Annotated in this window: 25 protein-coding genes; 17 read left to right on the forward strand and 8 right to left on the reverse strand. The window is 61.4% G+C overall.

Features of this window, described 5'->3' with window-relative positions:
• Window positions 1-4: 4 nt before the first annotated feature.
• The 8 genes from C8N32_RS12795 to C8N32_RS12830 are packed head-to-tail and all read left to right on the forward strand — an operon-like array spanning window position 5 to window position 5905.
• Window positions 5-616 (forward strand): ribonuclease D, encoded by a 612-nt coding sequence (locus tag C8N32_RS12795; RefSeq protein ID WP_107893381.1) that lies wholly within the window; start codon window positions 5-7, stop codon window positions 614-616.
• Between the two features lie 7 nt (window positions 617-623).
• On the forward strand, window positions 624-1589 hold the full coding sequence (locus tag C8N32_RS12800) for a KpsF/GutQ family sugar-phosphate isomerase (protein WP_107893382.1): 966 nt from the start codon (window positions 624-626) through the stop codon (window positions 1587-1589).
• A 3-nt stretch (window positions 1590-1592) separates the two neighbouring features.
• The gene (locus C8N32_RS12805; protein WP_107893383.1) at window positions 1593-2192 is read left to right on the forward strand and encodes a hypothetical protein; all 600 of its coding nucleotides are present in this window, start codon (window positions 1593-1595) and stop codon (window positions 2190-2192) included.
• 3 nt (window positions 2193-2195) lie between these two features.
• Entirely contained in the window at window positions 2196-2708 is a 513-nt protein-coding gene (lptA, locus tag C8N32_RS12810) for a lipopolysaccharide transport periplasmic protein LptA (RefSeq protein WP_107893384.1), read from the forward strand.
• Window positions 2705-3454, forward strand: a complete 750-nt coding sequence (gene lptB / locus C8N32_RS12815) for an LPS export ABC transporter ATP-binding protein (RefSeq protein ID WP_107893385.1) — start codon at window positions 2705-2707, stop codon at window positions 3452-3454. Before lptA ends, lptB begins: the two co-directional genes overlap by 4 nt.
• A gap of 15 nt (window positions 3455-3469) precedes the next feature.
• Entirely contained in the window at window positions 3470-4774 is a 1305-nt protein-coding gene (locus C8N32_RS12820) for an RNA polymerase factor sigma-54 (protein WP_107893386.1), read from the forward strand.
• A 47-nt stretch (window positions 4775-4821) separates the two neighbouring features.
• On the forward strand, window positions 4822-5385 hold the full coding sequence (gene hpf / locus C8N32_RS12825; RefSeq protein ID WP_107893407.1) for a ribosome hibernation-promoting factor, HPF/YfiA family: 564 nt from the start codon (window positions 4822-4824) through the stop codon (window positions 5383-5385).
• A gap of 55 nt (window positions 5386-5440) precedes the next feature.
• Complete coding sequence (locus C8N32_RS12830) at window positions 5441-5905, forward strand: PTS sugar transporter subunit IIA (RefSeq protein WP_107893387.1); 465 nt, start codon at window positions 5441-5443, stop codon at window positions 5903-5905.
• A gap of 1 nt (window position 5906) precedes the next feature.
• Here the strand turns inward: C8N32_RS12830 and C8N32_RS12835 are convergent, their stop codons facing one another.
• The 7 genes from C8N32_RS12835 to cysQ form a co-directional block, all read right to left on the reverse strand.
• Window positions 5907-7322, reverse strand: a complete 1416-nt coding sequence (locus C8N32_RS12835; RefSeq protein ID WP_107893388.1) for a sulfotransferase domain-containing protein — start codon at window positions 7320-7322, stop codon at window positions 5907-5909.
• A gap of 6 nt (window positions 7323-7328) precedes the next feature.
• Entirely contained in the window at window positions 7329-9020 is a 1692-nt protein-coding gene (locus C8N32_RS12840; protein WP_107893389.1) for a DUF5927 domain-containing protein, read from the reverse strand.
• Window positions 9017-10027 carry a glycosyltransferase family 2 protein gene (locus C8N32_RS12845; RefSeq protein WP_107893390.1) on the reverse strand — a complete coding sequence of 337 codons (1011 nt, stop codon included), beginning with the start codon at window positions 10025-10027 and terminating at the stop codon, window positions 9017-9019. Before C8N32_RS12845 ends, C8N32_RS12840 begins: the two co-directional genes overlap by 4 nt.
• A gap of 86 nt (window positions 10028-10113) precedes the next feature.
• Window positions 10114-11163 (reverse strand): glycosyltransferase family 2 protein, encoded by a 1050-nt coding sequence (locus C8N32_RS12850; protein ID WP_107893391.1) that lies wholly within the window; start codon window positions 11161-11163, stop codon window positions 10114-10116.
• The gene (gene galE / locus C8N32_RS12855) at window positions 11138-12121 is read right to left on the reverse strand and encodes a UDP-glucose 4-epimerase GalE (protein ID WP_107893392.1); all 984 of its coding nucleotides are present in this window, start codon (window positions 12119-12121) and stop codon (window positions 11138-11140) included. The genes C8N32_RS12850 and galE overlap by 26 nt, the downstream gene beginning before the upstream one ends.
• Before the next feature lie 24 nt (window positions 12122-12145).
• Entirely contained in the window at window positions 12146-13036 is an 891-nt protein-coding gene (gene galU, locus C8N32_RS12860) for a UTP--glucose-1-phosphate uridylyltransferase GalU (RefSeq protein ID WP_107893393.1), read from the reverse strand.
• A gap of 191 nt (window positions 13037-13227) precedes the next feature.
• Window positions 13228-13992 (reverse strand): 3'(2'),5'-bisphosphate nucleotidase CysQ, encoded by a 765-nt coding sequence (gene cysQ / locus C8N32_RS12865; protein WP_107893408.1) that lies wholly within the window; start codon window positions 13990-13992, stop codon window positions 13228-13230.
• Between the two features lie 134 nt (window positions 13993-14126).
• Between cysQ and C8N32_RS12870 the strand changes: the two genes are divergently transcribed.
• Window positions 14127-14948, forward strand: coding sequence for an ABC transporter permease (locus C8N32_RS12870; RefSeq protein WP_107893409.1), 822 nt, complete (start codon window positions 14127-14129; stop codon window positions 14946-14948).
• Here C8N32_RS12870 and C8N32_RS12875 read toward each other — a convergent pair whose 3' ends face one another.
• On the reverse strand, window positions 14949-15569 hold the full coding sequence (locus C8N32_RS12875; protein WP_107893394.1) for an alpha-ketoglutarate-dependent dioxygenase AlkB family protein: 621 nt from the start codon (window positions 15567-15569) through the stop codon (window positions 14949-14951).
• A gap of 170 nt (window positions 15570-15739) precedes the next feature.
• Between C8N32_RS12875 and dnaK the strand changes: the two genes are divergently transcribed.
• The 8 genes from dnaK to C8N32_RS12915 all read left to right on the forward strand — a co-directional run bounded on the left by dnaK (window position 15740) and on the right by C8N32_RS12915 (window position 23236).
• Window positions 15740-17653: a molecular chaperone DnaK gene (dnaK, locus tag C8N32_RS12880; RefSeq protein WP_107893395.1), complete on the forward strand. Its 1914-nt coding sequence runs from the start codon at window positions 15740-15742 to the stop codon at window positions 17651-17653.
• A 72-nt stretch (window positions 17654-17725) separates the two neighbouring features.
• The gene (dnaJ, locus tag C8N32_RS12885; RefSeq protein ID WP_107893396.1) at window positions 17726-18871 is read left to right on the forward strand and encodes a molecular chaperone DnaJ; all 1146 of its coding nucleotides are present in this window, start codon (window positions 17726-17728) and stop codon (window positions 18869-18871) included.
• Window positions 18872-18909: 38 nt separating this feature from the next.
• Window positions 18910-19680, forward strand: coding sequence for a RadC family protein (gene radC, locus C8N32_RS12890; protein ID WP_107893397.1), 771 nt, complete (start codon window positions 18910-18912; stop codon window positions 19678-19680).
• An 81-nt stretch (window positions 19681-19761) separates the two neighbouring features.
• Window positions 19762-20547 (forward strand): 3-deoxy-manno-octulosonate cytidylyltransferase, encoded by a 786-nt coding sequence (locus tag C8N32_RS12895; RefSeq protein ID WP_107893398.1) that lies wholly within the window; start codon window positions 19762-19764, stop codon window positions 20545-20547.
• Entirely contained in the window at window positions 20544-21368 is an 825-nt protein-coding gene (gene kdsA, locus C8N32_RS12900; protein WP_107893399.1) for a 3-deoxy-8-phosphooctulonate synthase, read from the forward strand. Before C8N32_RS12895 ends, kdsA begins: the two co-directional genes overlap by 4 nt.
• Window positions 21369-21449: 81 nt before the next feature.
• Window positions 21450-22508, forward strand: a complete 1059-nt coding sequence (locus tag C8N32_RS15150) for a DUF2793 domain-containing protein (protein WP_107893400.1) — start codon at window positions 21450-21452, stop codon at window positions 22506-22508.
• Window position 22509: 1 nt separating this feature from the next.
• Entirely contained in the window at window positions 22510-22818 is a 309-nt protein-coding gene (locus C8N32_RS12910) for a hypothetical protein (RefSeq protein WP_107893401.1), read from the forward strand.
• Window positions 22811-23236: a hypothetical protein gene (locus tag C8N32_RS12915; RefSeq protein ID WP_107893402.1), complete on the forward strand. Its 426-nt coding sequence runs from the start codon at window positions 22811-22813 to the stop codon at window positions 23234-23236. The genes C8N32_RS12910 and C8N32_RS12915 overlap by 8 nt, the downstream gene beginning before the upstream one ends.

Below are 23236 nucleotides of genomic sequence, written 5' to 3' on the forward strand. Positions count from 1 at the left end.
CAAAGTGGCGAATTTCCTGCATAAGACCGACCTTCCCGACGGGCTGAACCTTGGTCCGGTTGTGGCGATTGATTGCGAAACCATGGGGCTGAATCCCCACCGGGACAGGTTGTGCGTCGTGCAACTGTCTGACGGCGACGGCGACGCGCATCTGGTGCAGATCGAACAGGGCCAGACCGAGGCCCCGAACCTGACCCGCCTGCTGGCCGATCCGGCAGTGCTGAAACTGTTCCATTTCGGCCGGTTCGATATTGCGGTGATGCTGCACACGTTCGGTGTGCTGACCGCGCCGGTCTATTGCACCAAGATCGCCTCCAGGCTGGTGCGGACTTATACCGACCGGCACGGGTTGAAGAACCTGTTGCAGGAATTGCTGGAGGTGGACATTTCCAAACAGCAGCAAAGCTCCGACTGGGGGGCGGCGGAATTGAGCACGGCGCAGATCGACTATGCGGCCTCGGATGTGCTCTATCTGCACCGGCTGAAAGATGTGCTGGACCTTCGGCTTGCCCGCGAAGGGCGCGCGGAGATCGCGAAAGCCTGTTTTGACTTCCTGCCCGCGCGTGCCAGACTGGATCTCGAGGGGTGGCCCGAGATCGATATTTTCAGCCACTGAGGCCGGAATGAACCGTGAAACCTACATCGCCATTGGTCGGCGTGTGCTGGCAAACGAGGCTGACGCCCTGCGCCGCCAGTCCGAGGCGCTGGATGACAGCTTTGCAGATGCGGTCCAACTGGTTCTGTCCGCGCGCGGGCGTGTCATAGTTTCGGGCATGGGCAAATCCGGCCATGTGGGGCGCAAGATTGCGGCGACGCTGGCTTCAACCGGGACGCCGGCCCATTTTGTTCACCCCGCCGAGGCCAGTCATGGCGATTTGGGCATGCTGACGAAGGGGGATGTCTGCCTTGTCCTGTCCAATTCGGGGGAGACGCCGGAACTGGCGGACATCATCGCCTATACCCGGCGCTTTTCCATTCCGCTGATCGGGGTGGCGAGCCGGGCAGAGAGCACCCTGCTGCGGCAGGCGGATGTGGCGCTGTTGCTGCCTCCGGCCGAAGAGGCCTGCCCGATGAATCTGGCACCCACGACCTCGACGACGATGACGCTGGCGCTGGGCGATGCGCTGGCTGTCGCGCTGATGGAGTATCGCCAGTTCACGCCGGAACATTACCGGGAATTTCATCCGGGTGGAAAGCTGGGGGCGCGGCTTTCAAAGGTGCGCGATCTCATGCATGTCGGTGCCGATATCCCGCTTGTTCCCACCGGGACGCCGATGAGCGATGCGCTGTTGGTTATCAGTCAGCGCGGCTTTGGCGTGGTCGGTGTCACCGACGCGCAGGGCCGTCTGGCCGGTGTGGTGACCGATGGCGATTTGCGGCGCCACATGGAGGGTTTGCTGGGGCGCACCGTGGACGAGGTCATGACCGCCGATCCCCTGACCATCACCCCTGACGATCTGGCCGAAAAGGCGCTGGGTCTGATGAACGCCCGCAAGATTACCTGCCTTTTCGCGGTGGCGCCAGGGGCTGCCGGCCGCCCGGCGGGCATTCTGCACATCCACGACTGCCTGCGCGCCGGAGTCGCGTGAGGCATGGCCTCGCCCGATAATACGTATTCACGGTTTGTGGCTCTGGCCAAGATTCTGCTGCCTCTGGCGGCGCTGGCGTTGCTGTCGACGCTGTTCTTGTTGCCCGGTATCGGTAAGGATTCCGGCGGATTGCCCTATGCGCAGGTCGAGATAGAGGACCTGGCCCGCAGGCCCCGGATATCGGACCCCAGCTATGCCGGTGTCACTACGGATGGGACGGAAATCTCGCTTTCCGCCGAGACCGCCCGGCCGAGGTCGGGCGCCGCGCAAAGTACCGCCGAGAGCCTGGCTGTGCGGTTGGATCTGCCCGACGGAAGCCATGTCACCGTGACTGCGCCTTCGGGAGTCCTGGACCCTGCGGCGGGGCGCGCGGTGTTGAAGGGGGGGGTGCGGGTGACAACATCGACCGGGTACCTGTTGCGGACCGAGATGTTGGAAAACGACCTGACCCGGACCGCTTTGTGGGCGGATGTGCGGGTTTCGGGGGAAGGCCCCGCCGGGCGGCTGGAGGCTGGCGCGATGGAACTGACCCGTTCGGAAGATGCGGGCTATGTTCTGGTTTTCAAGCGTGGTGTTAAACTGGTATACGATCCACAAGACTGAAGGATGGCCCCCGTGCTTTCATTGCGTTCCGCCCTTGTTGCGTTCCTGCTGGGCGCCCTTCCCCTGAGCGTCGCTGCGCAGGGGGCTCAGGTCGGGTTTGGGGGGCTCAGGCTTGACCATTCCCTGCCCGTGGAGATCACCTCAGACGAACTGCGCGTCAATCAGGCCGACGGTCAGGCCGTGTTCACGGGGGGGGTTCTTGTCGGACAGGGGGAAATGCGGCTTTCCGCGGACAGGCTGGTTGTGGATTATGCCCCCGGCGAGGAAGAGCGCGAGGTCGAGCGGCTGAAGGCCACGGGGAATGTGACGCTTGTGAATGGAACGGAGGCCGCCGAGGCCGAAACTGCCGTCTATACCCTGTCCAGCGGCGTTGTCGTGATGACGGGGAACGTGTTGCTGACTCAGGGGGAGGGGGCGATTTCCGGGCAAAGGCTGGTGATCGATCTGGCCTCCGGGACGGGCACGATGGAAGGCCGCGTGCGCACTCTTTTGCAGCCGAAAGGGGGCGGGCAATGAGCTTTGCGGTCACCGAGGGATCGGCTGGCTTGCAGGTAAGGGGGTTGCGCAAGAGCTATCGCCGCCGCCCGGTCATTCGGGATGTCAGTTTTTCGCTGGCGCGGGGGGAGGTCGTGGCGTTGCTTGGCCCGAACGGGTCGGGAAAGACGACGTGCTTTTATTCCGTCGCCGGGCTCGTGCGGCCCGAAGGGGGCAAAGTCAGCATAGACGGACGTGATGTTACCGGTTTGCCGATGTATCGCCGGGCGCGGCTGGGGATCGGTTACCTGCCGCAGGAAGTCAGTATCTTTCGTGGCCTTTCGGTAGAAGACAACATCCGTGCGATTCTGGAAATCGTCGAACCGGACACCCATACCCGCCGGGAACGGCTGGAGGAACTTCTGACGGAGTTTTCCGTCGATCACCTGCGCCGCGCCCCGGCCTTGTCGCTGTCGGGAGGGGAGCGGCGGCGGGTCGAGATTGCCCGTTGCCTTGCCGCCAACCCCGCCTACTTGCTGCTTGATGAGCCTTTCGCCGGGGTCGACCCCATTGCCGTGAACGAGATTCGTACCCTTGTCAGGGAACTCAGGTCTCGTGGCATCGGGGTGTTGATTACCGATCACAACGTGCGTGAAACGCTTGGAATCGTCGACAGGGCCTATATCCTCCATGATGGTCGGGTATTGATGAGCGGCACCGCACAGGACGTGACCCGTGACGAAAACGTGCGCCGCGTCTACCTGGGGCAGGGGTTCCAGATGTCCTGACCGGGGGAGGTCGGCATGTCTTTGAACCAGGGCCTGCACGTTCGCCAAAGCCAGCGTCTTGCGCTCAGCGCAGGGGTGCGCGTGGGATTGTCGCTGTTGTGCCTGCCAATCGTCGAACTGGCGGATGAGCTTCAGGCCCTTGCCGACAAGAACCCCCTTCTGGATTATGTGCCTCCCGAAGGCGGGGGGCTTGGTCAGGCGGAGGCGCTGGCCGCACCGATTTCCTTGGCCGACCGGTTGTGCGAACAGATCGGCTTGATGACGTTGCCCCCGCGCGTTGCCGCGCTGGCAAAATACTTGGCCGGGGATCTGGACGAACGGGGCTTTCTTGGGTCCACCGCTGCGGAACTGGCCGAGACTCTCGACCTTGCGGAAGAAGAGGTGGCCCGTGCCATCGCGGTGCTGCAGGCCTGCGAACCTGCGGGCGTTGCCGCGCGTGACCTGCGGGAGTGCTTTGTTTTGCAGCTTGCCGCACTTGGCGTGAACGCGGACCTTGCGCGTCGGGCGGGGCCGCATCTGGGGGCCTTGGCAGAGGGACGCCTTGCGGGATTGCCTGCGAAACTGGGGGCATCCGCTGCCGAAATCGCGGAGATTCTGCGCCTGCTGCCAGGGTTGACCCCCAGCCCGGCGGCGAATATGGGCGATGCGCCGCCCCCGGCTCTTGCCGATCTGCTGGTGGAGGAGGACGGGGCCAGCGGTTTTGTCGTGACGTTGAACAGCCGCGATTCGCCCAGCCTCAGGGTTGATTCGGCGCTGATGAAGGAGTTATCGCGCCTGCGCAATATTTCGCCCGAATTGCGCGTCCAGCGTACGCAGGCGGAAGACCTGATCCGGGCGCAGACTTTCCGGGGGGAGACGCTGCTGCGCGTGGGCCGGGAGATCGTGACAGCCCAGCAGGGTTTTTTTGCCGAAGGGGCTGCACATATGGTCCCGTTGACACGTGTCGTTCTGGCGCAACGGCTGAATCTGCACCCGACGACTGTGGGCCGCGCCCTGTCGGGCAAGGCGCTGTCCTTCCGGGGGGCGGTATACGCGCTGGCCGCGTTCGTGCCTGCGGCCCTTCCCCAGAGCGATGGGTCGGTATTGTCCGCTTACGCAGTGAAACGGCGTATCCAGACGCTGGTTGCCGGGGAGGATCGCCGGAAAACCCTTTCAGACGGTGCGCTTGTGGCTCTTCTCGCTGCGGAGGGCGTTGACATTTCCCGACGAACTGTCGCCAAATACAGGCAGGGCATGGGTATTCCGCCCGCGTTTGAACGCCGCCGGATCAAGGCGGCCCAGGCGAAAATCAGGATCGACTTTGAGGGGCGCAAGGGCTAAGCGATCCAGGCTGGCGCCAGGCGTCAGCACATCAATCAGGAGGCATGATGCGCTACCAAATCAGCGGAAAACAAATCGACATCGGCGACGCGCTGCAAACCCACGTCAAGACCGAACTCAGTGCCGCAGTTGGCAAATATGCCGAGCGGGCGATCGATGCCAACGTGGTCTTTTCCCGGGATGCTCATGAATATGTGTGCGAGACCGTCGTGCACCTGTCCACCGGTCTGACCGCCAGCGCCAAGGCCCGCGCGACAGAAATCTATGCCGCCTTCGACAATTGCTGTGAGAAGATGGAAAAGCAGCTGCGCCGCTACAAGCGCCGCCTGAAAGACCACTATCGGGAGCGCACCGAGCCCGTTGAACTGATGGAAGGCGCCTCTTACATTCTTTCGACGGGGGAGGACAACGAGGAGGCCGAGCCGGAAACGCTTCAGCCCATGATCATCGCAGAGATGGAAACCCGCGTCCCAACGATTTCGGTCGGGGAGGCCGTCATGCAGATGGAACTGGCGGGCACCAACCTTCTGGTTTTCCGGAACGAAAAGACCGGAAAGGTGAATGTCGTTCACAGCCGCGAAGATGGAAACGTGGGGTGGATCGACCCGTGATCGTCTGATACACGCCCCCGGTCAGCGCCTGCGGGCGTGCAACCGTGAGAAACAGATGCTGCTTTCCAATATCCTTCATCCCCAGAGCGTGCGTGTCTTTGGCACGATGTCCAGCAAGAAGCGCCTTTTCCAGGAATTGGGAGAGATCGCCTCTGCGGTTTACGGGATGGGCGCAACCGATGTGATCGATGCGTTGCAGGAACGCGAAAGCCTGGGGCCGACAGGGGTGGGCCATGGTGTGGCCCTCCCCCATGCGCGGCTCCCGGGGCTTGACCATGTGGTGGGCGCCTTCGTGCGGCTGGACAAGCCGGTGGAATTCGGCTCCGTCGACCGTCAGCCCGTGGATCTGGTTTTTGCCCTGTTCGCACCACAGGATTCGGGTGTGGACCACCTCAAGGCGCTGGCGCTGGTCTCGCGCACCCTGCGGGATGCGGGAATCTGTGAAAAGCTGCGGGCCAACTCGGATCCCGCCACGCTTCACGCCGTCCTGACGGAATCCCGCAACGCCGAGATTGCCTGACCTAACCCCAGGCCCGGTACCCGAACATCATGTAGTCCCGCTGATAGGCGTCGCGCGCGGCGGCTTCGATTTCCTCGTCGTAGATATCGGCCAGGGAGGTACCGGCTTTCTGGGCAGGCGGAGGCTTTACAGAAAGACCGACCTGTGCGGCAAGGGCGGGCAGATCTTCCTGCAGACGCTCGGCGCGCAGGATCATGTCCGGCAGGACGATCTCTGCCATGCCGCGCAGAACCTCCGATTGCGAGGCCCATGTGGCATCCACGCGAATGTTGGTCTGGCCGCCGAGATTGCGCTTGAGAAATTTCAGGAAACCGAGAAACGCCGTGCGATGGGCGGCGGTGTCGAAGTCGGGGCCGGGGTCGCCTTCAGGCAAGGGGACTTTGTGGAGTCGCATCAAAAGACCCCGGATCAGCGGGTATGTGCCCGGCCCGGTCGGGAGGATATGGTCGCAAAACGCCCGGTGCGCGCGTTCCAGGGGATGTGAGACGACACTGAAGCAGCGATGCCCCGGATTCTGACGTTTCCACTGGCGCAGGTCTTTTTGTGAGAAGTTGCGCTTCAGGGCGTCCGGGGTTTTGCCGTCCACTGCCGCAAGCCATTCCTCCACGAAGGGCACCGGCCCGCCCTTGACGGGGAGGTAGAGTATCGGCGCTTGCGCGGCGGCGACCAGGGTGGGCACGGCCGGACCGCGCCGGGGTTCGAAATTCGGTGTGCGCGACAAGTCGAACCGATCGAGCAGCCCGAATGCCTGCTTCATGTCTTCGAAATTCGAGACCTTTTCCGGCAGGGGTTGAGGGTTTTGCTTTTTTAGCCGGCCGGAGATGGATTCCAATTTTTTCTTTACCCCGAGGAAGCGCAACAGCCCGTTCAGGACCTGGATATCCGCGATGTCCTCATAGGCGAGGTAAAAGGCCGTCTGCCCGCTGACCTGCAACGCGTGCATCAAGGTCAGTTGAAAGGATTGCAGGGCTTCGAGGTGCTGCTCGAATTCTCTGGGGTCGAAGACGACCGTGGCGCTGCGGTAGGTCTTGATGTTCGTCATGCGCCATTGCCCGGTTTCGGCCGCGATCTTGCGCGAGACGTAGCTGTCCACCGGATTGCGGGTCAGCACGATCTTGGCACAGTTCCTGTCCGCCAGCATCTCGGTCAGGATGCGGGGGTCATGGTCATGAAAAAACCGGAAGCCGGGCAGGCCGTCGGTTTTGTCCCGCATGGCCTTCAGGAGGCTGTGCGGATTGCGGTCGCGCTCTTCCAGCGTGATGCCCAGGAGCTCCGTCTTGTCCTTTTGTCCCATGAAATGCGGGTTGAAGGCTTCCCCGTAGCATTGGAGCCAGGACGATGTGTTCAGATTCTCTTCGAGGAAGTTGGATCCGGTGCGCATTTCCGCGAAGATGACGAAGCTGGAGAAGGAAGCCATTGAAACCTATTTCACAAGGGTGGGTTTGGCTTTGCGCCGGGTGGGGAGGGTCGTGTGCTCTCGGACCGGGAAATCGCCTGTCAGGTAGGGTTTCATTCCGTCGTTCTTGAGCATTTGGAGGAAGCGCGCAAAGCCTTGCATCGGTACCGTTTCAGGGGAGGAGGCCAACTGTACCGGGCGATGCGGGGCGATATCGTCGATGATGGTCTGCAAAGCTTCCAGGGGGTTGTGCAAGAATTCCGCCAGCGTCCAGATATGCACGCGGGAGGCGGAACTGCGCCGGTGCAGCTGGTCGAGGAATGCGGCCTCGGCTTTCTGGAGATGAACGGCTTCGGTACGAATCTCCGCCAGTGTCCGGTTTGAGCGAAACAGCGGCAGGGCCCACGCGCCGGAGATGACGTTGATCTGGGCGTTCTGATCTGCGGCAAGAAAACGGGTAATCTGTTGCCGGTCCGCCGGACTGAACAGGAAACACTGGCGTTCGCCACGGTTGTTCCAGATCAGATTGCACAGGAATGCCTCGGGGTTGTAGTCGCGCAAAGCGGCGCTGTCGGGCAACCCGCCCTTGTAAACGGCCACGCCGCCCGCGAAATGCGCCCGATCCGGGGCAAAGATATGCCCGTGCACGCTGCCGCCGATGGTGCGGGAAAGCCATGTCCCGAAATCGGGGAAAAGGTCGTTGAACCCCTGGAACACGGAATAGGATGCGGCGGTTGTGTCCTTGCGCTCCTTTGTTGGCCAGCGCCCCGACATGTAAAGCCCTGCCCGCCCGTGAAGGCGCTTATCCAGCGCCGCGCTGAACAGACGATCTATCGCATCGGTTTCCGGCTCTGCCTGCGGGGCCGCCGGGGGGGCATTGAGGAAGGTGTCGTAAAGCGTATCGGCCTCGGGCCAGATCTTGCGCGCGAAGAAACATCCTGAGCGGCGAAGAAGGTCGGTATGGTCGTTGTAGAAGATATGGGGCCGGCCCTCGTGGTCGAACTTCGACAGGGTCAGGGAGTGACTTTCGATCGACCGCCCATGGCAGCGTACCAGGGTTTGGAAATAGCTTTCGTCAGGAATCCAGACGCGGCGGAAATAGCGGTCATACCGGGGCAGGTCCGGATCGGAGAAGATGGCTTCCAGCGTCTTGCGGCTGAGACACCACCATTGCGACCCGAGATGCGGGACCAGCCCTTCGGGAATATGGCGGTTAAGCCCGAGACGGCGTTGAAGCGCCACGTAGCGGTCGAAAAGTTTCCGTTTGCGCCGCCAAGGGAAGGGGAAGTGAAGGGTGAAGCGTTCTTCCTCCAGCCCACCTCTGGCCCAGGGCACGTCAAGCGTGGTGACCGATTCGATAAAGTCCGTCTCCGGGTAACGATCGAGATAAGCCCGCAGATCCGCCACAGGGCGTAGCGGGATGCAGGACCCCGACATCAGGTAGACATGCTGAATATCGGGAAACGCCTCCAGCATTATCCCGGTGGCGTCTTTAGTCGCCTCGATGATCGACCACATGCCCCATTCGCAGCGGTGGCGTGGGGCGAACCGAATCGTTTCATGGCCGCCGGTTTCGCTGCGCAAGGCGGTGTAGTCCGTCTTGGGAACGTTCTGATCGATATGGAGAACGACCGGCGCCTGTGAGCGGGCCAGATGCGTCGCCACCTGGCCCACGCGGTGCAGCGCACTGTGCGCCAGAATGATGAACCCGACGCTCATGCCCAGTTTCCCTTCGACATGAGGCCGAGAATCTCCAGTTGCCGCCAGTTGAGATACCTGTCGGAATACTCAGTCCACAGGTCCGGGCCGGTTTCCGGCATGCGGCTGTAGGCGTGGTATTCCCGCGCGCTGGCGTAATGCTGCCGGCGCTGTGTTTCTTCGACCGACTTTTCCGTGAAATGCTCAAGAAACTTGGCATGGAGCAGACAGCCCGATGCCTTTTCGCCCCCGCCCTGGTCGTAGACCAGGTTCAGCCCGCGCGGCAGCAACATGTGGGTGGAGCTGATATAGGTAAAGGTCGGTTCCCACCGTACCAGCGGGATCTTGTTCAACGCCGGGGCGGTTTGCGGCAAATCCGTGAAAAACATGCGCGCGCGCGCGCCGCCCTGAATCCAGAGGTTGCGGTATTTCGGATTGCGCGAGATCACGTAATTCCCACTGTCGAACCAGCAGCAGGTTCCGAACGGGTTCTCCCCGGCCTTATAGCTATGCGTTCCGATGGGGCCCTTCGGGTACATATCCAGAACAAGCGTGCCGAAGGAGCGTACCCCGGACTGGTCCAGCCAGTCGGTCAGGGCGGGGATCGGGCGGCTGTCTTCAAACGGATAGACGAGGAATTCGTCTGCATCCAGCGTCAGGCACCAGTGACCCGAGCCCTTGCGGCGCAAAAGCCAGTTGAGCCAGTCGACCCCATAGTGGGATTTGCCATAGGGTTTCCGGGTGGACCACAGAGAAATGTCCGGTTGCTCGGCCAGGTACTCTTGTGATCCGTCATCCGATCCGTTGTCGATGATCAGGAAGTGGGCGATCCCCCGCTCACGGTAATAGTTCAGGAAAAAGGGCAGGCGCAGGAGTTCGTTGCGCAAGGTCATGAAAACCAGCACATCGTTCGGCGCGATGGTGTCGGTCCGGTCCGCGACCGGGGTCAGTTCCAGGCTTTTGCGCCGTGCGCGCAGACGCCAGCCCTGACGTTCCAGACGCAGCCGGTATGACTGAATGGCGCCCACCCTGTCCTCATGTTTTGCGACAGATGTTTTCCGTCCTGCTTATCGGCGAAATCTATGCCAGCAGGGGAGCAAAGTAAAATGCCCGCTCACATCCAGCCCCCGCGCGACAGCAACCCCAGGCGTTCGAGCTGCTGCCAGTCTTCGTACTCGCAGGATTGCGGACCCCAAAGAACGGGGTCATCCATCAGGCCGTCGTAGTAACTGTTGTAGAGGATACTGTTGGCGAAGTGTTCGCGCCGGCGTTTCTCGATCCGGGACTTTCCGACGATCTCGGGCAGAAATTTCGTGTGTAGAATAACCCCGGAGGTCGGGTCGCCAGCGATATCGCCCCGGACATGGTTCAGCCAGCGCGGCAGGACCGAATGGGTCGAACTGACATAGACATATCGGCGGTGCCAGCGCACCAGCGGTGTTTTGCTGAGTGTTGGCGAGCGTTCGGGGGCGCTGTGGAAGAATACCCGGCGGCGCACCCCGCCACGCACCAACAGGTTCTGGAGGTTGGGCTGATATTTGTAGAAAATGTTGCCCTCGTCGAACCAGCGCAGGACTTCCAGGGGATTTTGACCCGGACGGTAATTTTGCGCGCCCAATCGCCCTTTCGGGTAGAGATCCAGCATGATCGCCCCGAAGGCGCGGGTGCGGCGGCTGTCGAGCCAGCCGGTCAGATCCTGAAGGGAGCGCGAGTCGTGGTGGGGATAAACCAACAATTCATCCGCGTCGAGCGTCAGGCACCAGTGCCCGTGGCCATGGCGGAATTGCAGCCAGGTCAGCCAGTCCATCCCGAAGCGGGACAGGCGGTAACTGTACGCGGTGTGCCACAGGGAAACGTCCGGCTGACCGGCAAGGTAGTCGCGTGTCTCATCGGTGCTGTCGTTGTCCACCATCAGGAAATGGCGGACCCCCTGTGCCCGGTGATAGTCGAGAAAAAAGGGCAGGCGTGTGGCCTCGTTTCGAACCGTGCTGAAGCACAGGATGTCTGCGGGCCGGATTTGTGCGGTGCGGTCGGTCACCGGCCGGATCTGGCGCCGTTTTCGCAGGGCGCGGGACAGCAGCCGGTAGCGGCGGGCGTGCATGCGCCCCGCTGTCCAGGTGGCCCGCAGCGCGGAGGTCTCAGAACGTGTATCCGCCTTTGTCATACCAGCGCCTGGCATCCGCGATCATGATTTCGAGGGTTGAGCGATCGGCCGTCCAGCCCAGATCGTGCTGTGCGCGGGTGGAGGCCGAGACAAGCGACACCGCGTCCCCTGCCCGGCGGGGGCCGTCTTTACAGGGAACCGGCCGGCCCGTCATGGCGGCCGCTGTGGAGATCACCTCGCGCACCGAAAAGCCCCGCCCTGTCCCGAGGTTGAACACCCGGCTTTCGCGTCCGTCGAGAAGCCATTTCAGCCCAAGGAGGTGGGCTTCGACCAGATCCATTACATGCACATAATCGCGGATGCAGGTTCCGTCATGGGTCGGGTAGTCGGTTCCATGTACCGTAAGCGCCGGGCGGCTGCCGCAGATTGCCTCCAGAACCAGGGGGATCAGGTGGGTCTCGGGGCGGTGGAATTCTCCGATCTCGGCTTCCGGATCCGCCCCGGCGACGTTGAAATACCGGAAAGTGACGGTGCGCAGCCCCGCCGAGACCTCGAAGTCGCGCAGCATGTCCTCGATTGCACGCTTGCTGCCGCCATAGGCGTTCAGCGGCGCCTGTGGGCTGTTTTCATCCAGCAGGATGCCATCTTGCTCGCCATAGGTCGCACAGGTCGAGGAGAACACGATGTTCAGGCAGCCGGCGGCGATGCTCGCTTCGATCAGGTTCAGCGCCCCAACGACATTCGCACGCCAGTACTTCCCGGGGTGGCGCATTGCCTCGCCGACCTGACTGAAGGCTGCGAAATGCATTACGGCGACGGGGCGATGGGCGGCGAATACCTCGTCAAGCCGGGCCCGGTCGGACAGGTCACCCTTCTCGAAGGGACCGAACTTGACCGCCTGTTCCCAGCCGGTGGACAGGTTGTCGAAGGCCACGGGCAGGAAACCGGCGGCGCGCAAGACCTTGCATGCGTGCGACCCGATATACCCGGCCCCGCCCGTTACCAGCACAGTTTTCACTCAATCTCCCCCGGCCTGTACTTGTTATTGCGCGGCGATCTGAAACTCGAGGACGTCCCGAAGGTAGGAGGCGAGCTCGTCACGGAGATCCTGCCGGGCGAGTCCGAATGCAACCGTCGCCTGCAAGAAACCGGCCTTGGATCCGCAGTCGAACCGCTGGCCCTTGAAGCGATAGCCATAAACGCCCTCGCCTTCGATTTCGGCGGCAATGGCGTCGGTCAACTGAATCTCGTCGCCCGCTCCTTTCTTGATTTTCTGAAGATTCTGCATGATCTTGGGCGTCAGTATATACCGGCCGATCACCGCAAGGTTCGATGGGGCGGTGCCCTGTTCGGGCTTTTCGACCATGCCCCGTATCTTTGCGAGGGGTTCCGAGCCTTCCTCGACATCAAGGATGCCGTAGGAACTTGTTGCTTTCGGGGGAACTTCCATCGCAGCGACCATGTTGCCGCCGGTGTCTTCGTAAGCTTCGATCATCTGTTTGAGGCATGGGTCCTGTGCCGCGATCACGTCATCGGGCAAAATCACGGCAAAGGGTTCGTTGCCGACCAGCCGGCGCGCGCACCAGACCGCATGGCCCAGGCCCTGTGCCCGTTGCTGACGAATATAGGCAATCGCGCCGCTTTCCATGTTGGTTCTTTTCAATTCATCAAGGAGGGCGTCCTTGCCTTTTTTACGAAGCTCCGCCTCGAGTATGGGTGAGCTGTCGAAGTAATCTTCAAGCGCACTTTTGCCGCGTGCGGTTACGAAGATGAAGTCCTTTATTCCGGCGGCCCTGGCTTCGTCGATCGCGTATTGGATCAGGGGGCGATCCACCAGGGTCATGATTTCCTTTGGAATGGATTTGGTGGCCGGCAGGAAGCGCGTTCCCAGGCCTGCAACGGGAAAAATGGCTTTGGTGACCTTACGTTTCATAAATAATGCTCTGGGTTTCGATGTAAGTGTCTCGCGCACAATGTGCTGCAAGATGGACGCCGTATACTAACCTGCGCACAGTAGATAAAGTCCACATTCATTATACCTTCATTATTTGTTAAGTCGCGTAAAAATTTTCCATTTTCTATTTCAAATGCATATGACGGGTGCGGGGACATGATCGGCCGGGATTACCTCAGGGCTGCCCCCGGCGCGCAGGCGATGAAGAACGGGTTGGCGTATCCCGGCTTGCCGTAGATCAGCGGCGAATGGTCGTCGAAACGGATCACCTGCCCGCCAGCGCCGGCCAGCACCGCGTGACCGGCGGCGGTATCCCATTCCATCGTTCGGCCAAGCCGCGGATAAAGATCCGCTTCACCCGTTGCCACGAGGCAGAATTTCAGGGACGAGCCGGCGCTGACCAAAGTCTTGACGTCGTACCGGGCAATATAATCGTCGGTGGCCGCGTCACGGTGCGACTTCGAAGCCACGACGCGTAACGCGGAATTGTCGGGGGATGCGACCATGATCGGGGCGATTTCGCCTGGGCTGGAAGGGTCGAGGGGGCCGCTTTCCTCGACCGACTGGCCGCTGGCGCGGGTGTAGAACAGCCGTCCGCGCGCCGGAGCGTAGACAACACCGCGGACCGGAAGGCCACCTTCCACCCAGGCGATATTGACGGTGAAATCCCCCCGTCGGCGAATGAACTCCTTGGTGCCGTCCAGCGGATCGACAATGAGAAAGTTCTCTGCCCGTTCCACATGGCTTTCCGATTCTTCCTCGGTTACGATCAGGGTGCCGGGAAAGGCTTCCGACAGGGAAGCACGGATCAGGGCGTCAGCGGCCTCGTCGGCAGCCGTGACAGGACTTTGGTCCGATTTCACGCGGACCTCGAAATCCTTCGCGTTGTAAATCTCCATGATCCGGGTCCCGGCCTCGAGTGCGGCGCGGCGCATGACCTGTTCGAGAATGGAATAATCCAAGGCTTTCTCCTTCAAGGTACGTTGTAAAATCCGGCTTCTTCGTTATGGTAAAGCCCGCGCCGGACAGCAAGGCCGCTGGGCGCGTTCAGGAAAAGGCGGGACGACCCGTGTTCGAGACATACAAACCCCGAAACCGGTTCAGTGCAGGGCTGCGTACGCTCGGGATCATCCATTACAATGCCGTGAATACCGTTCGCGGGGGGCATCGCAATGCCATTATCGGAATTCTTCTGACGATGATGCAAGCCTTTCTCCTTCTCACCGTCTTCATGGTCATGTTTCAGGTTCTCGGCCTTCGGTCCGCGGCGCTGCGTGGCGACTTCATGCTTTACATGATGACCGGAATCTTCTTGTTCATGACGCATAACGAGGCGGTCAAGAAGACGGCGGGCGCCGCCGGGCCGATCGGGGGGATACTTCTGCACGCGCCGATGAATACGATCATCGCCATCGCGTCAACGGCCTTGTCCGTGTTGTATTCGCGGGTTCTGGCGCTGGGCGCGGTGCTGTTTCTCTATTATGCACTGTTCAATCAGTTCACGATCGAGCAACCTGTATGGGCCTTCGCGATGCTGCTGCTGGCCTGGTTTGCCGGCATTGCCGTGGGCAGCCTTTTTTACGGGCTGAGGCCCTGGTTTCCGAAGCTCGCGCCGATGATGGTTCAGCTTTACCGGCGTGCGAACATGATTTTCTCCGGCAAGATGTTCGTGGCGAATTCGCTGCCCAGCAGCGTGTTGCCCATGTTCGACTGGAATCCACTGTTCCACACCATCGACCAGTGCCGGGGCTTTACATTCTTGAATTACTCTCCGTATTTCACGAACGTCGGCTACCCGTTCTATCTGGGGTGCACGCTGATCATTATAGGGATGATGCTTCAGTTCTTTACCCAGAAGCGCGCCTCTGTCAGCTGGAATGCCGGGCGCTGATCATGTGACCACCCGCAGGGTCAGGTTCAGCCGGCCACTCTTTGGCAGAAGCGAGGAGGAACCGGGCCTGATCCGGTCGATGCCGTGGTGGATCAGCCGTGCGGGGCCGCTCAGCATCAGGACATCGCCTGAGTCGAGCCACAGGCTCTCCGTGGGGCCGCCGCGGTCGACCGATCCGATGCGAAAGCGTCCCGAATCGCCCAGTGAGATCGAAAGAACGGGCCACCGGAAATCCGTTTCGTCCCGATCCTGATGCAGGCCCATCCGGGCGGTTTCCGTGTAAAAGTTGATCAGGCAGCATTCCGGCTGGCGACTCAGGCCGGTGATCTCGGACCAGACGCCCAGAATGCTTTCGGGAATGGGTGGCCAGGCTGTGCCGCGGGGATGATGCGCGATGTAACGGTATCCGCGCCGGTCTGAGAACCAGCCATAGTTGCCTGCCGCGCTCATGCGCACGCTCATTTTCTGGCCGAACCGGGTTTCAGGCTGGAAGAACGGTGCCGCCCGGACAACCTTGCGTACATCGTTCACCAGCGATCGCTGGGCCGCATGGGACAGGTAGCCTCTGAAAACAGGGATTCCCCGGATGATCAGTGTCGGGGCGGGCGGGGAGGGAAACATCGCAACTTCTCACATTTCTGTCATGGGGGCCGCTTGCAGGGGCGCAGACCCCCCCTTATATACCCCGGGACGCCGGTTTGGGGATGACCCCCAGCCTTTTGGGATCGGGGCGGGGAAGCCTTGTGAGGGTCCGTGCCCCATAACATCGCCGAAGAAAGAGGTAGTACAAAATGGCCAAAGTCATCGGGATCGACCTCGGGACGACCAACTCCTGCGTTGCCATCATGGATGGTGCGCAACCGCGTGTGATCGAAAATGCCGAAGGCGCGCGCACGACCCCCTCCATCGTCGCCTTTACCGACGACGAGCGTCTGGTAGGGCAGCCGGCCAAGCGCCAGGCCGTGACCAACCCGGAAAACACCGTTTTCGCAGTCAAGCGCCTGATCGGTCGCCGTGTGGATGACGCCGAGGTTCTCAAGGACAAGGACCATGTCCCCTACAAGATCGTGGACGGTGGCAACGGTGATGCCTGGGTGGAAGTGAAGGGTGAGAAATACAGCCCCAGCCAGATTTCCGCCTTCACCCTGCAAAAGATGAAGGAAACCGCCGAAAGCTATCTGGGCGAAGAGGTGACGCAGGCCGTCATTACCGTCCCGGCCTATTTCAACGACGCCCAGCGTCAGGCCACGAAGGACGCCGGCAAGATCGCCGGGCTTGAGGTGCTGCGCATCATCAATGAACCCACCGCAGCCGCGCTGGCTTACGGGTTGGACAAGAAGGACAGCAAGACCATCGCCGTTTATGACCTTGGCGGGGGGACTTTCGACATCACCATTCTTGAGATCGACGACGGTCTTTTCGAAGTGAAATCCACCAACGGGGATACGTTCCTGGGCGGGGAAGACTTCGACATGCGCATCGTTTCCTACCTGGCTGATGAGTTCAAGAAGGAACACGGTGTCGACCTGACCAAGGACAAGATGGCGCTTCAACGTCTCAAGGAGGCGGCCGAAAAGGCCAAGATCGAACTGTCGTCTTCGTCCCAGACCGAGATTAACCAGCCTTTCATCAGCATGGACGGAAAGACGGGTACGCCGCTTCATATGGTGATGAAGCTGACCCGTGCCAAGCTGGAAAGCCTGGTCGGCGACCTGATCAAGAGATCCATCAAGCCGTGCCAGGCTGCGCTGAAGGATGCGGGCCTGTCCACCTCGGATATCGATGAGGTTGTCCTCGTCGGCGGTATGACCCGTATGCCGAAGGTGATCGAAGAGGTTACCAGGTTCTTCGGCAAGGAACCCCACAAGGGTGTGAACCCCGACGAGGTCGTGGCCATGGGGGCCGCCATTCAGGCGGGCGTGCTTCAGGGCGATGTCAAGGATGTCGTGCTGCTGGATGTCACGCCTCTGTCGCTGGGGATCGAAACGCTGGGGGGCGTCTTTACCCGCCTGATTGATCGCAATACCACGATTCCCACCAAGAAATCGCAGATCTTCTCCACGGCGGAAGACAACCAGAACGCGGTCACCATCCGTGTGTTCCAGGGCGAGCGTGAGATGGCTTCTGACAACAAGCTGCTGGGACAGTTCAACCTGGAAGACATTCCGCCCGCGCCGCGCGGCATGCCCCAGATCGAGGTGACTTTCGATATCGATGCGAACGGGATCGTTTCGGTCAGTGCCAAGGACAAGGGTACGGGCAAGGAGCAGAAGATCACCATCCAGGCCTCGGGAGGCTTGTCGGATGATGAGATCGAAAAGATGGTCAAGGATGCCGAAGCCAACGCCGAGGCCGACAAGCAGCGCAAGGAACTGGTGGAAACCCGCAACCAGGCCGAAAGCCTGATCCACTCTACCGAAAAGTCGCTCGAAGAGCACAGCGACAAGGTCGATCCGACCACGGTGGAAGCGATCGAACTGGCGGTGAGCGCGCTCAAGGAGACGCTTGAAGGCGATGATGCCGGCAAGATCAAGGCGGGCATCCAGAACGTGACCGAAGCGGCGATGAAGCTGGGTGAGGCCATTTACAAGGCCCAGCAGGAGGAGGCCGGAGAGGTCGACCCTGAAGACGACGCACCCAAGGGCGTGGATGACGATATCGTCGACGCCGATTTCGAAGACCTGGACGACAAGAAGCGTTCGTAACGCATCAACGGAACCCTGCTGGCAGGCCCGCACGCCGGGCCTGCCCCCGCGTTCCCCGCAAGAGGGCAGCTTATGGCAAAACGCGATTACTATGAGGTTCTGGGGATCAACCGCGGCGCCTCTGCCGATGAGATCAAGAAGGCCTATCGCAAGAAGGCCAAGGAACTGCACCCGGATCGCAACGCGGACGATCCCAACGCCGAGACGCAGTTCAAGGAAGTGAACGAAGCCTACGAGGCCCTGAAAGACCCCGACAAGAAAGCCGCCTATGACAGGTTTGGCCATGCCGCCTTTGAGGGCGGAATGGGGGGCGGTCCGCGCGGTGCGGGGGGCTTTGGGCAAGGCGATTTCGCTTCGGCCTTCTCCAACGTGTTCGACGATCTGTTCGGCGATTTCATGGGCGGTGGCGGGCCCGGAACCCGGCAGCGGGCAACCCGTGGTTCGGACTTGCGTTACAATCTGGCGATTTCGCTGGAAGAGGCCTATGCGGGGCTTCAAAAGACCATAAAGGTGCCGACATCGGTCGCCTGCGATACCTGTAACGGGACCGGCGCCGAAAGCGGGGCGGAGCCGACGACATGCCCGACCTGTTCGGGGATGGGGAAGGTGCGCGCGCAGCAGGGTTTCTTCACGGTGGAGCGCACCTGCCCGACCTGCGGTGGAATCGGCCAGATCATCAAGAACCCGTGTCGGGAGTGTACCGGGAACGGTCGCGTTCAGAAGGAACGCTCACTTTCGGTGAATATTCCCAAAGGGGTCGAAACCGGCACCCGGATTCGCCTTGCCGGGGAGGGGGAAGCCGGGCTGCGCGGGGGGCCACCCGGCGATCTGTACATCTTTATCCAGGTGAAGGAACACTCATTGTTCCAGCGTGAGGGACAAAACCTGTTTTGTCCGGTACCGGTTTCGATGACGGCTGCTGCGCTGGGCGGCGAAATCGAAGTGCCGACGATCGACGGTGGGCGGGCGCGGGTGAAAGTGCCTTCGGGCAGCCAGTCAGGTCGGCAGATGCGCCTGCGCGGGAAGGGCATGCCTGCATTGCGCGGGGCCGGGCAGGGTGACATGTTCATCGAGTTGAGCGTGGAGACCCCGGTCAATCTGACCGCCCGGCAAAAAGAGCTTTTGCGTGAGTTCGAGGAACTTTCAGAAGAAAACAATCCTGAAGGATCCAGCTTTTTCAAGAAGGTCCGCAGTTTCTGGGACGGGATGAAAAGCTGATTAACGCTTTGTTTACCGGGGACTGAGAAGGTCGGCGCATGAGCCGACCTTCATCTTTTTCGGACAGGGCGATGCCGCTTTTCGAGGGGCCCGGCGGGGCACCCGTGCTGACGCCGGGAATACGCCTGCCGTCGTATATCAAGGATCATCGCAAGCGTCTGCGCACCCGCTTCATGGAAGGGGGGGCACAGGCCGTGCCCGATTACGAGTTGCTGGAACTTGTCCTCTTTCGGGCCCTGCCCCGTCAGGATGTAAAGCCTCTGGCGCGGGAGTTGCTGGATACATTCGGGGATTTCAACCGGGTCCTCTCGGCCCCGCCGGCGCGATTGCAGGCGATCAAAGGTGTGGGGGAGGCCGTGGTACAGGAGATCAAGATCGTGGAGGCCGCAGCACACCGTATGGCGCGGGCGCGGGTGCTGCAACGGCAGGTGATTTCGGGCTGGGACGCGCTGCTGGATTATTGCCATACCGCTATGGCCCACCGGGAGACGGAGCAGTTTCGAGTTCTCTATCTCGATCGCAAGAACGTTCTGATCGCGGATGAGGAACAGGCTCGCGGTACGGTCGATCACGTGCCCGTCTATCCCCGCGAGGTCGTGAAGAGGGCGTTGGAGTTGAATGCAAGCGCATTCATTCTTGTGCACAATCACCCTTCGGGGGATCCGACCCCCTCCGAGGCCGATATCCTGATGACCCGCCAGATCGACACTGCCGCGCAGGCGCTTTCACTGTACCTGCATGACCATCTCATCATCGGGGCCTCGCGGGAGTTGAGCTTTCGTGCCGAGGGATATTTGGACGGGTTCTGACTCTCCGTGCCGGTCTCATCCGGAATTGACATCGGCCCTTGGCCGCCGCTAGGCCTCCTGCAGGCCTGACTGGAGTGTTCCGTGAAAACCATCGTCCTGATCCCGGCGCGCTATGCTTCAACGCGCTATCCCGGCAAACCTCTGGCGGAGTTGCGTCAGCCGGACGGCAGCCGCAAACCCCTTATCCAGATGAGTTGGGAAGCCGCCTGCCGTGTTTGCGGCGTGGATGAGGTGTATGTCGCCACCGATGACGCCCGGATCGCCGATGCGGCACAGCGGTTTGGAGCACGGGTGGTGATGACGGCGGAAAGTTGTGAAAACGGTACCGCCCGCTGTGCCGATGCCCTGGCGCGGGGGCTGGAGGCGGATCTGGTGGTGAATTTCCAGGGCGATGCGCCGCTGACCCCGCCGTGGTTTGTCGAGGCTTTGATTGCGGCGATGCAGGCCGATCCGGCGTTATCCGTGGCCACGCCGGTGTTGCGTTGCGATGCCGACACTTACGCGGCTTTTCTGGATGACCGCCGCAATGGGCGCGTGGGGGGGACGACGGCTGTATTCGATGCTGCGGGAAACGCGCTCTATTTTTCAAAAGAGGTGATTCCTCATGTCGATCCGGCCAGCTTGCCTGACCCGGTGCCCGTGTTTCACCATGTCGGCGTTTACGCGTATCGCCCGGCGGCACTGGCGGATTATACGAAAACCGCGCCCACCCCTCTGGAAAAGCTGGAAGGGCTGGAACAATTGAGATTTCTTGAAACCGGAATACCGATACGGTGCGTGCAGGTGGAGGCGCGTGGCCGGGTCTTCTGGGAACTGAACAACCCCACCGATGTGTCCCGAATCGAAACCGCGTTGAGAACGCTATGACCCGAACAGTGATCGTCAAGGATATTGAAATCGGCGCCTGCCAGCCCTTTGTGCTGATGGCCGGACCCTGCCAGTTGGAAAGTCTAGACCACGCCCGCATGATGGCCGAGCGGATTGCGCAAGCCTGCGCACCCACCGGGACACGGTTTGTTTTCAAGGGCAGCTTCGACAAGGCGAACCGATCGTCCGTGACGACGCCGCGCGGCCTTGGCATCGAGGAGGGGTTGTCGATTCTGTCGAAAGTCGGGGCGGAATTCGGCTGTCCGACCTTGACTGACGTGCATGAAATCGCCCACTGCGCCCCCGCCGCGCAGGCGGTGGATATATTGCAGATTCCAGCCTTTCTGTGCCGACAGACAGATCTGCTGCTCGCGGCGGGCGAAACAGGCGCGGGGATCAATGTAAAGAAGGGCCAGTTTCTGGCGCCATGGGACATGGCCAATGTCGCGGAAAAAATCTCCAGCACCGGCAACACGCGTATCCTGTTGTGTGACCGGGGGACATCCTTTGGCTACAACACGCTGGTGACCGATTTCCGGGGCCTGCCAATCATGGCGCGTACAGGGTACCCGGTGGTTTTTGACGCAACCCATTCCGTGCAGCAACCGGGCGGGCAAGGTGTCACCAGCGGCGGCCAGAGAGAGTTTGCCCCGGTTTTGGCCCGCGCCGCCGTGGCCGTGGGGGTGGCGGCGGTGTTCATCGAGACGCATCAAAATCCGGATAGTGCCCCCAGCGATGGGCCAAACATGATTCCCGTCGACCAGATGGAAGGCCTGATCGGGCGGTTGCGTGCGATCGACGATCTGATCAAGGCTGCCTGATCCGGGAACCGTGCGGCTGTCCCAGCGGCTGTTAACCTGATTTACCTATCTTCCCGCCGACGAAATGGTTGGGAGACCTTCATGCCGGACATATCCGCGAACCTTGCGTTGCCTTTCATATTGTCGGCGCAGGCGCAAAAACACGTTACCCACAATGAAGCCCTGCGTGTGTTGGACGCGGTTGTGCAGCTTGCTGTCGAAAGCCACAGCTTGAAACAGCCGCCTGCGATGGTTGAGGAGGGCGCGCGCTACATCGTGGCGGCGGGCGGTACGGGACCCTGGCAGGGCCGGGACGATTCCGTCGCGGTGTTTGACAACGGAGGGTGGATGTTCCTGGCACCCCGCGCGGGCTGGCGAGCCTATGATCGCGAAACCGGGGCCGGGTTGCTTCATGACGGTGCGGCATGGATCAAGGATGGGGGGAATCATCAGAATCTGCCGGGGGTTGGGGTGAATGCCGCCTTTGATAAGACCAACCGTCTGGCGGTATCTTCCCCCGCGACGTTGCTGACCCATGAAGGTGCGGGGCATCAGCTCAAGGTAAACAAGGCGGGCGCGGCGGATACGGCCAGCCTGTTGTTCCAGACCGACTGGTCCGGGCGGGCTGAAATGGGCACTGCGGGGACGGACGACTTTGCCATCAAGGTTTCGGCCGACGGCACGGCCTGGACCGAGGCCCTGCGGATTTCCGGCAGCAGCGGGCATGTTTCAGGTGCGGCGCTGCAACAGGCACCAGCGGACACCACGCCGGGGCGGCTCGCGCGGGCGGATTTCGTTTATGGCCCCGGAAATGTTGTGGGGCCAGTCAACGATGTCGATGGGGTACCGTCCGGGGCGGTGATCGAGCAGGGGAAAAACGCAAACGGGGAATATGTGCGTTTTGCCGATGGGACACAGATTTGCTGGCATGCGGTGACCTGTGACGCGACCGGAGAAACGCGTTGGGTTTTTCCAGCGGGGTTCCAAAGCTGGCCCGTGGCAAGTGTCACGCCACATACCATCTATGAATCTTTTCTGGCTGGCCGGTTCTTTGAACGCAGCCTGAACTGGATCGACTTCAGCGTGTTTCAAACGGGCGATACACGGCGGCGTTTGTTCTGCCATCTGCTTGCTTTTGGCCGCTGGAAGCGGGAGGCTTGAAATGAAAATTTGCTTTTGTCCCATAAGGCTCGACACCGCCTTCCGCCTTCACCGGGTTGGAGATGTTCTTACCATCAACGGTCAGGATTTCGATTTTTCCGAACTGCCCGAGGGAGCAACCCTGCCCCGCGCAGCAATCGCCTGTGACTGGCTGGCCAGTGATGTCGAACGTCGCGACGGTGTGATTTGCCTGGCACTGATGCTGCCCATTGGCCCTGGGGCCCCCGAGGCGCTGCGCTTTCCCGTCCCGCTCATCCTGTCGGAGGATGGCCCGGTCGACCTGACGTTCAAGGGGGGGTCCGATGATTGATTGGTCGCAGGTGATTACCGCGGATCAGAAGGCTGCCGAGATTGTGGAAGGTGCCCGGCAGGCGGCGCGTGCGCGGCTTTCGGCTTGGCTGGAAAATGCAGGAGTGCCAGAGGTTCCGGTGCGGGAGCGGGCCTCATGGGGGGCGAAGGAGGCCGCGGCGGTGGCATGGCTTGCAAAGACGGCAACCCCGGATCAGGCCGCGATGATCGAAACCGAAGCGGCCCTGACGGGAGAGCGGGCGCGGGACTTGTGTGCGAAGATAGAGCAAAGCGCAAGGACCTTCCGGCACACGGCCGCGCTGGCGGCCGGTGCCCGGCGTGCGCTGGCTGCGGCCTTGGCCCATTCCGAAACCGTGGCCGACTGCGAAGCCGCTGCAGAAGCTGTGATTTCCGCCGCTGCGGCGTTGGACAGGACGTAA

The organism is Rhodovulum imhoffii, from assembly GCF_003046545.1.
GTDB classification, from domain to species: domain Bacteria; phylum Pseudomonadota; class Alphaproteobacteria; order Rhodobacterales; family Rhodobacteraceae; genus Rhodovulum; species Rhodovulum imhoffii.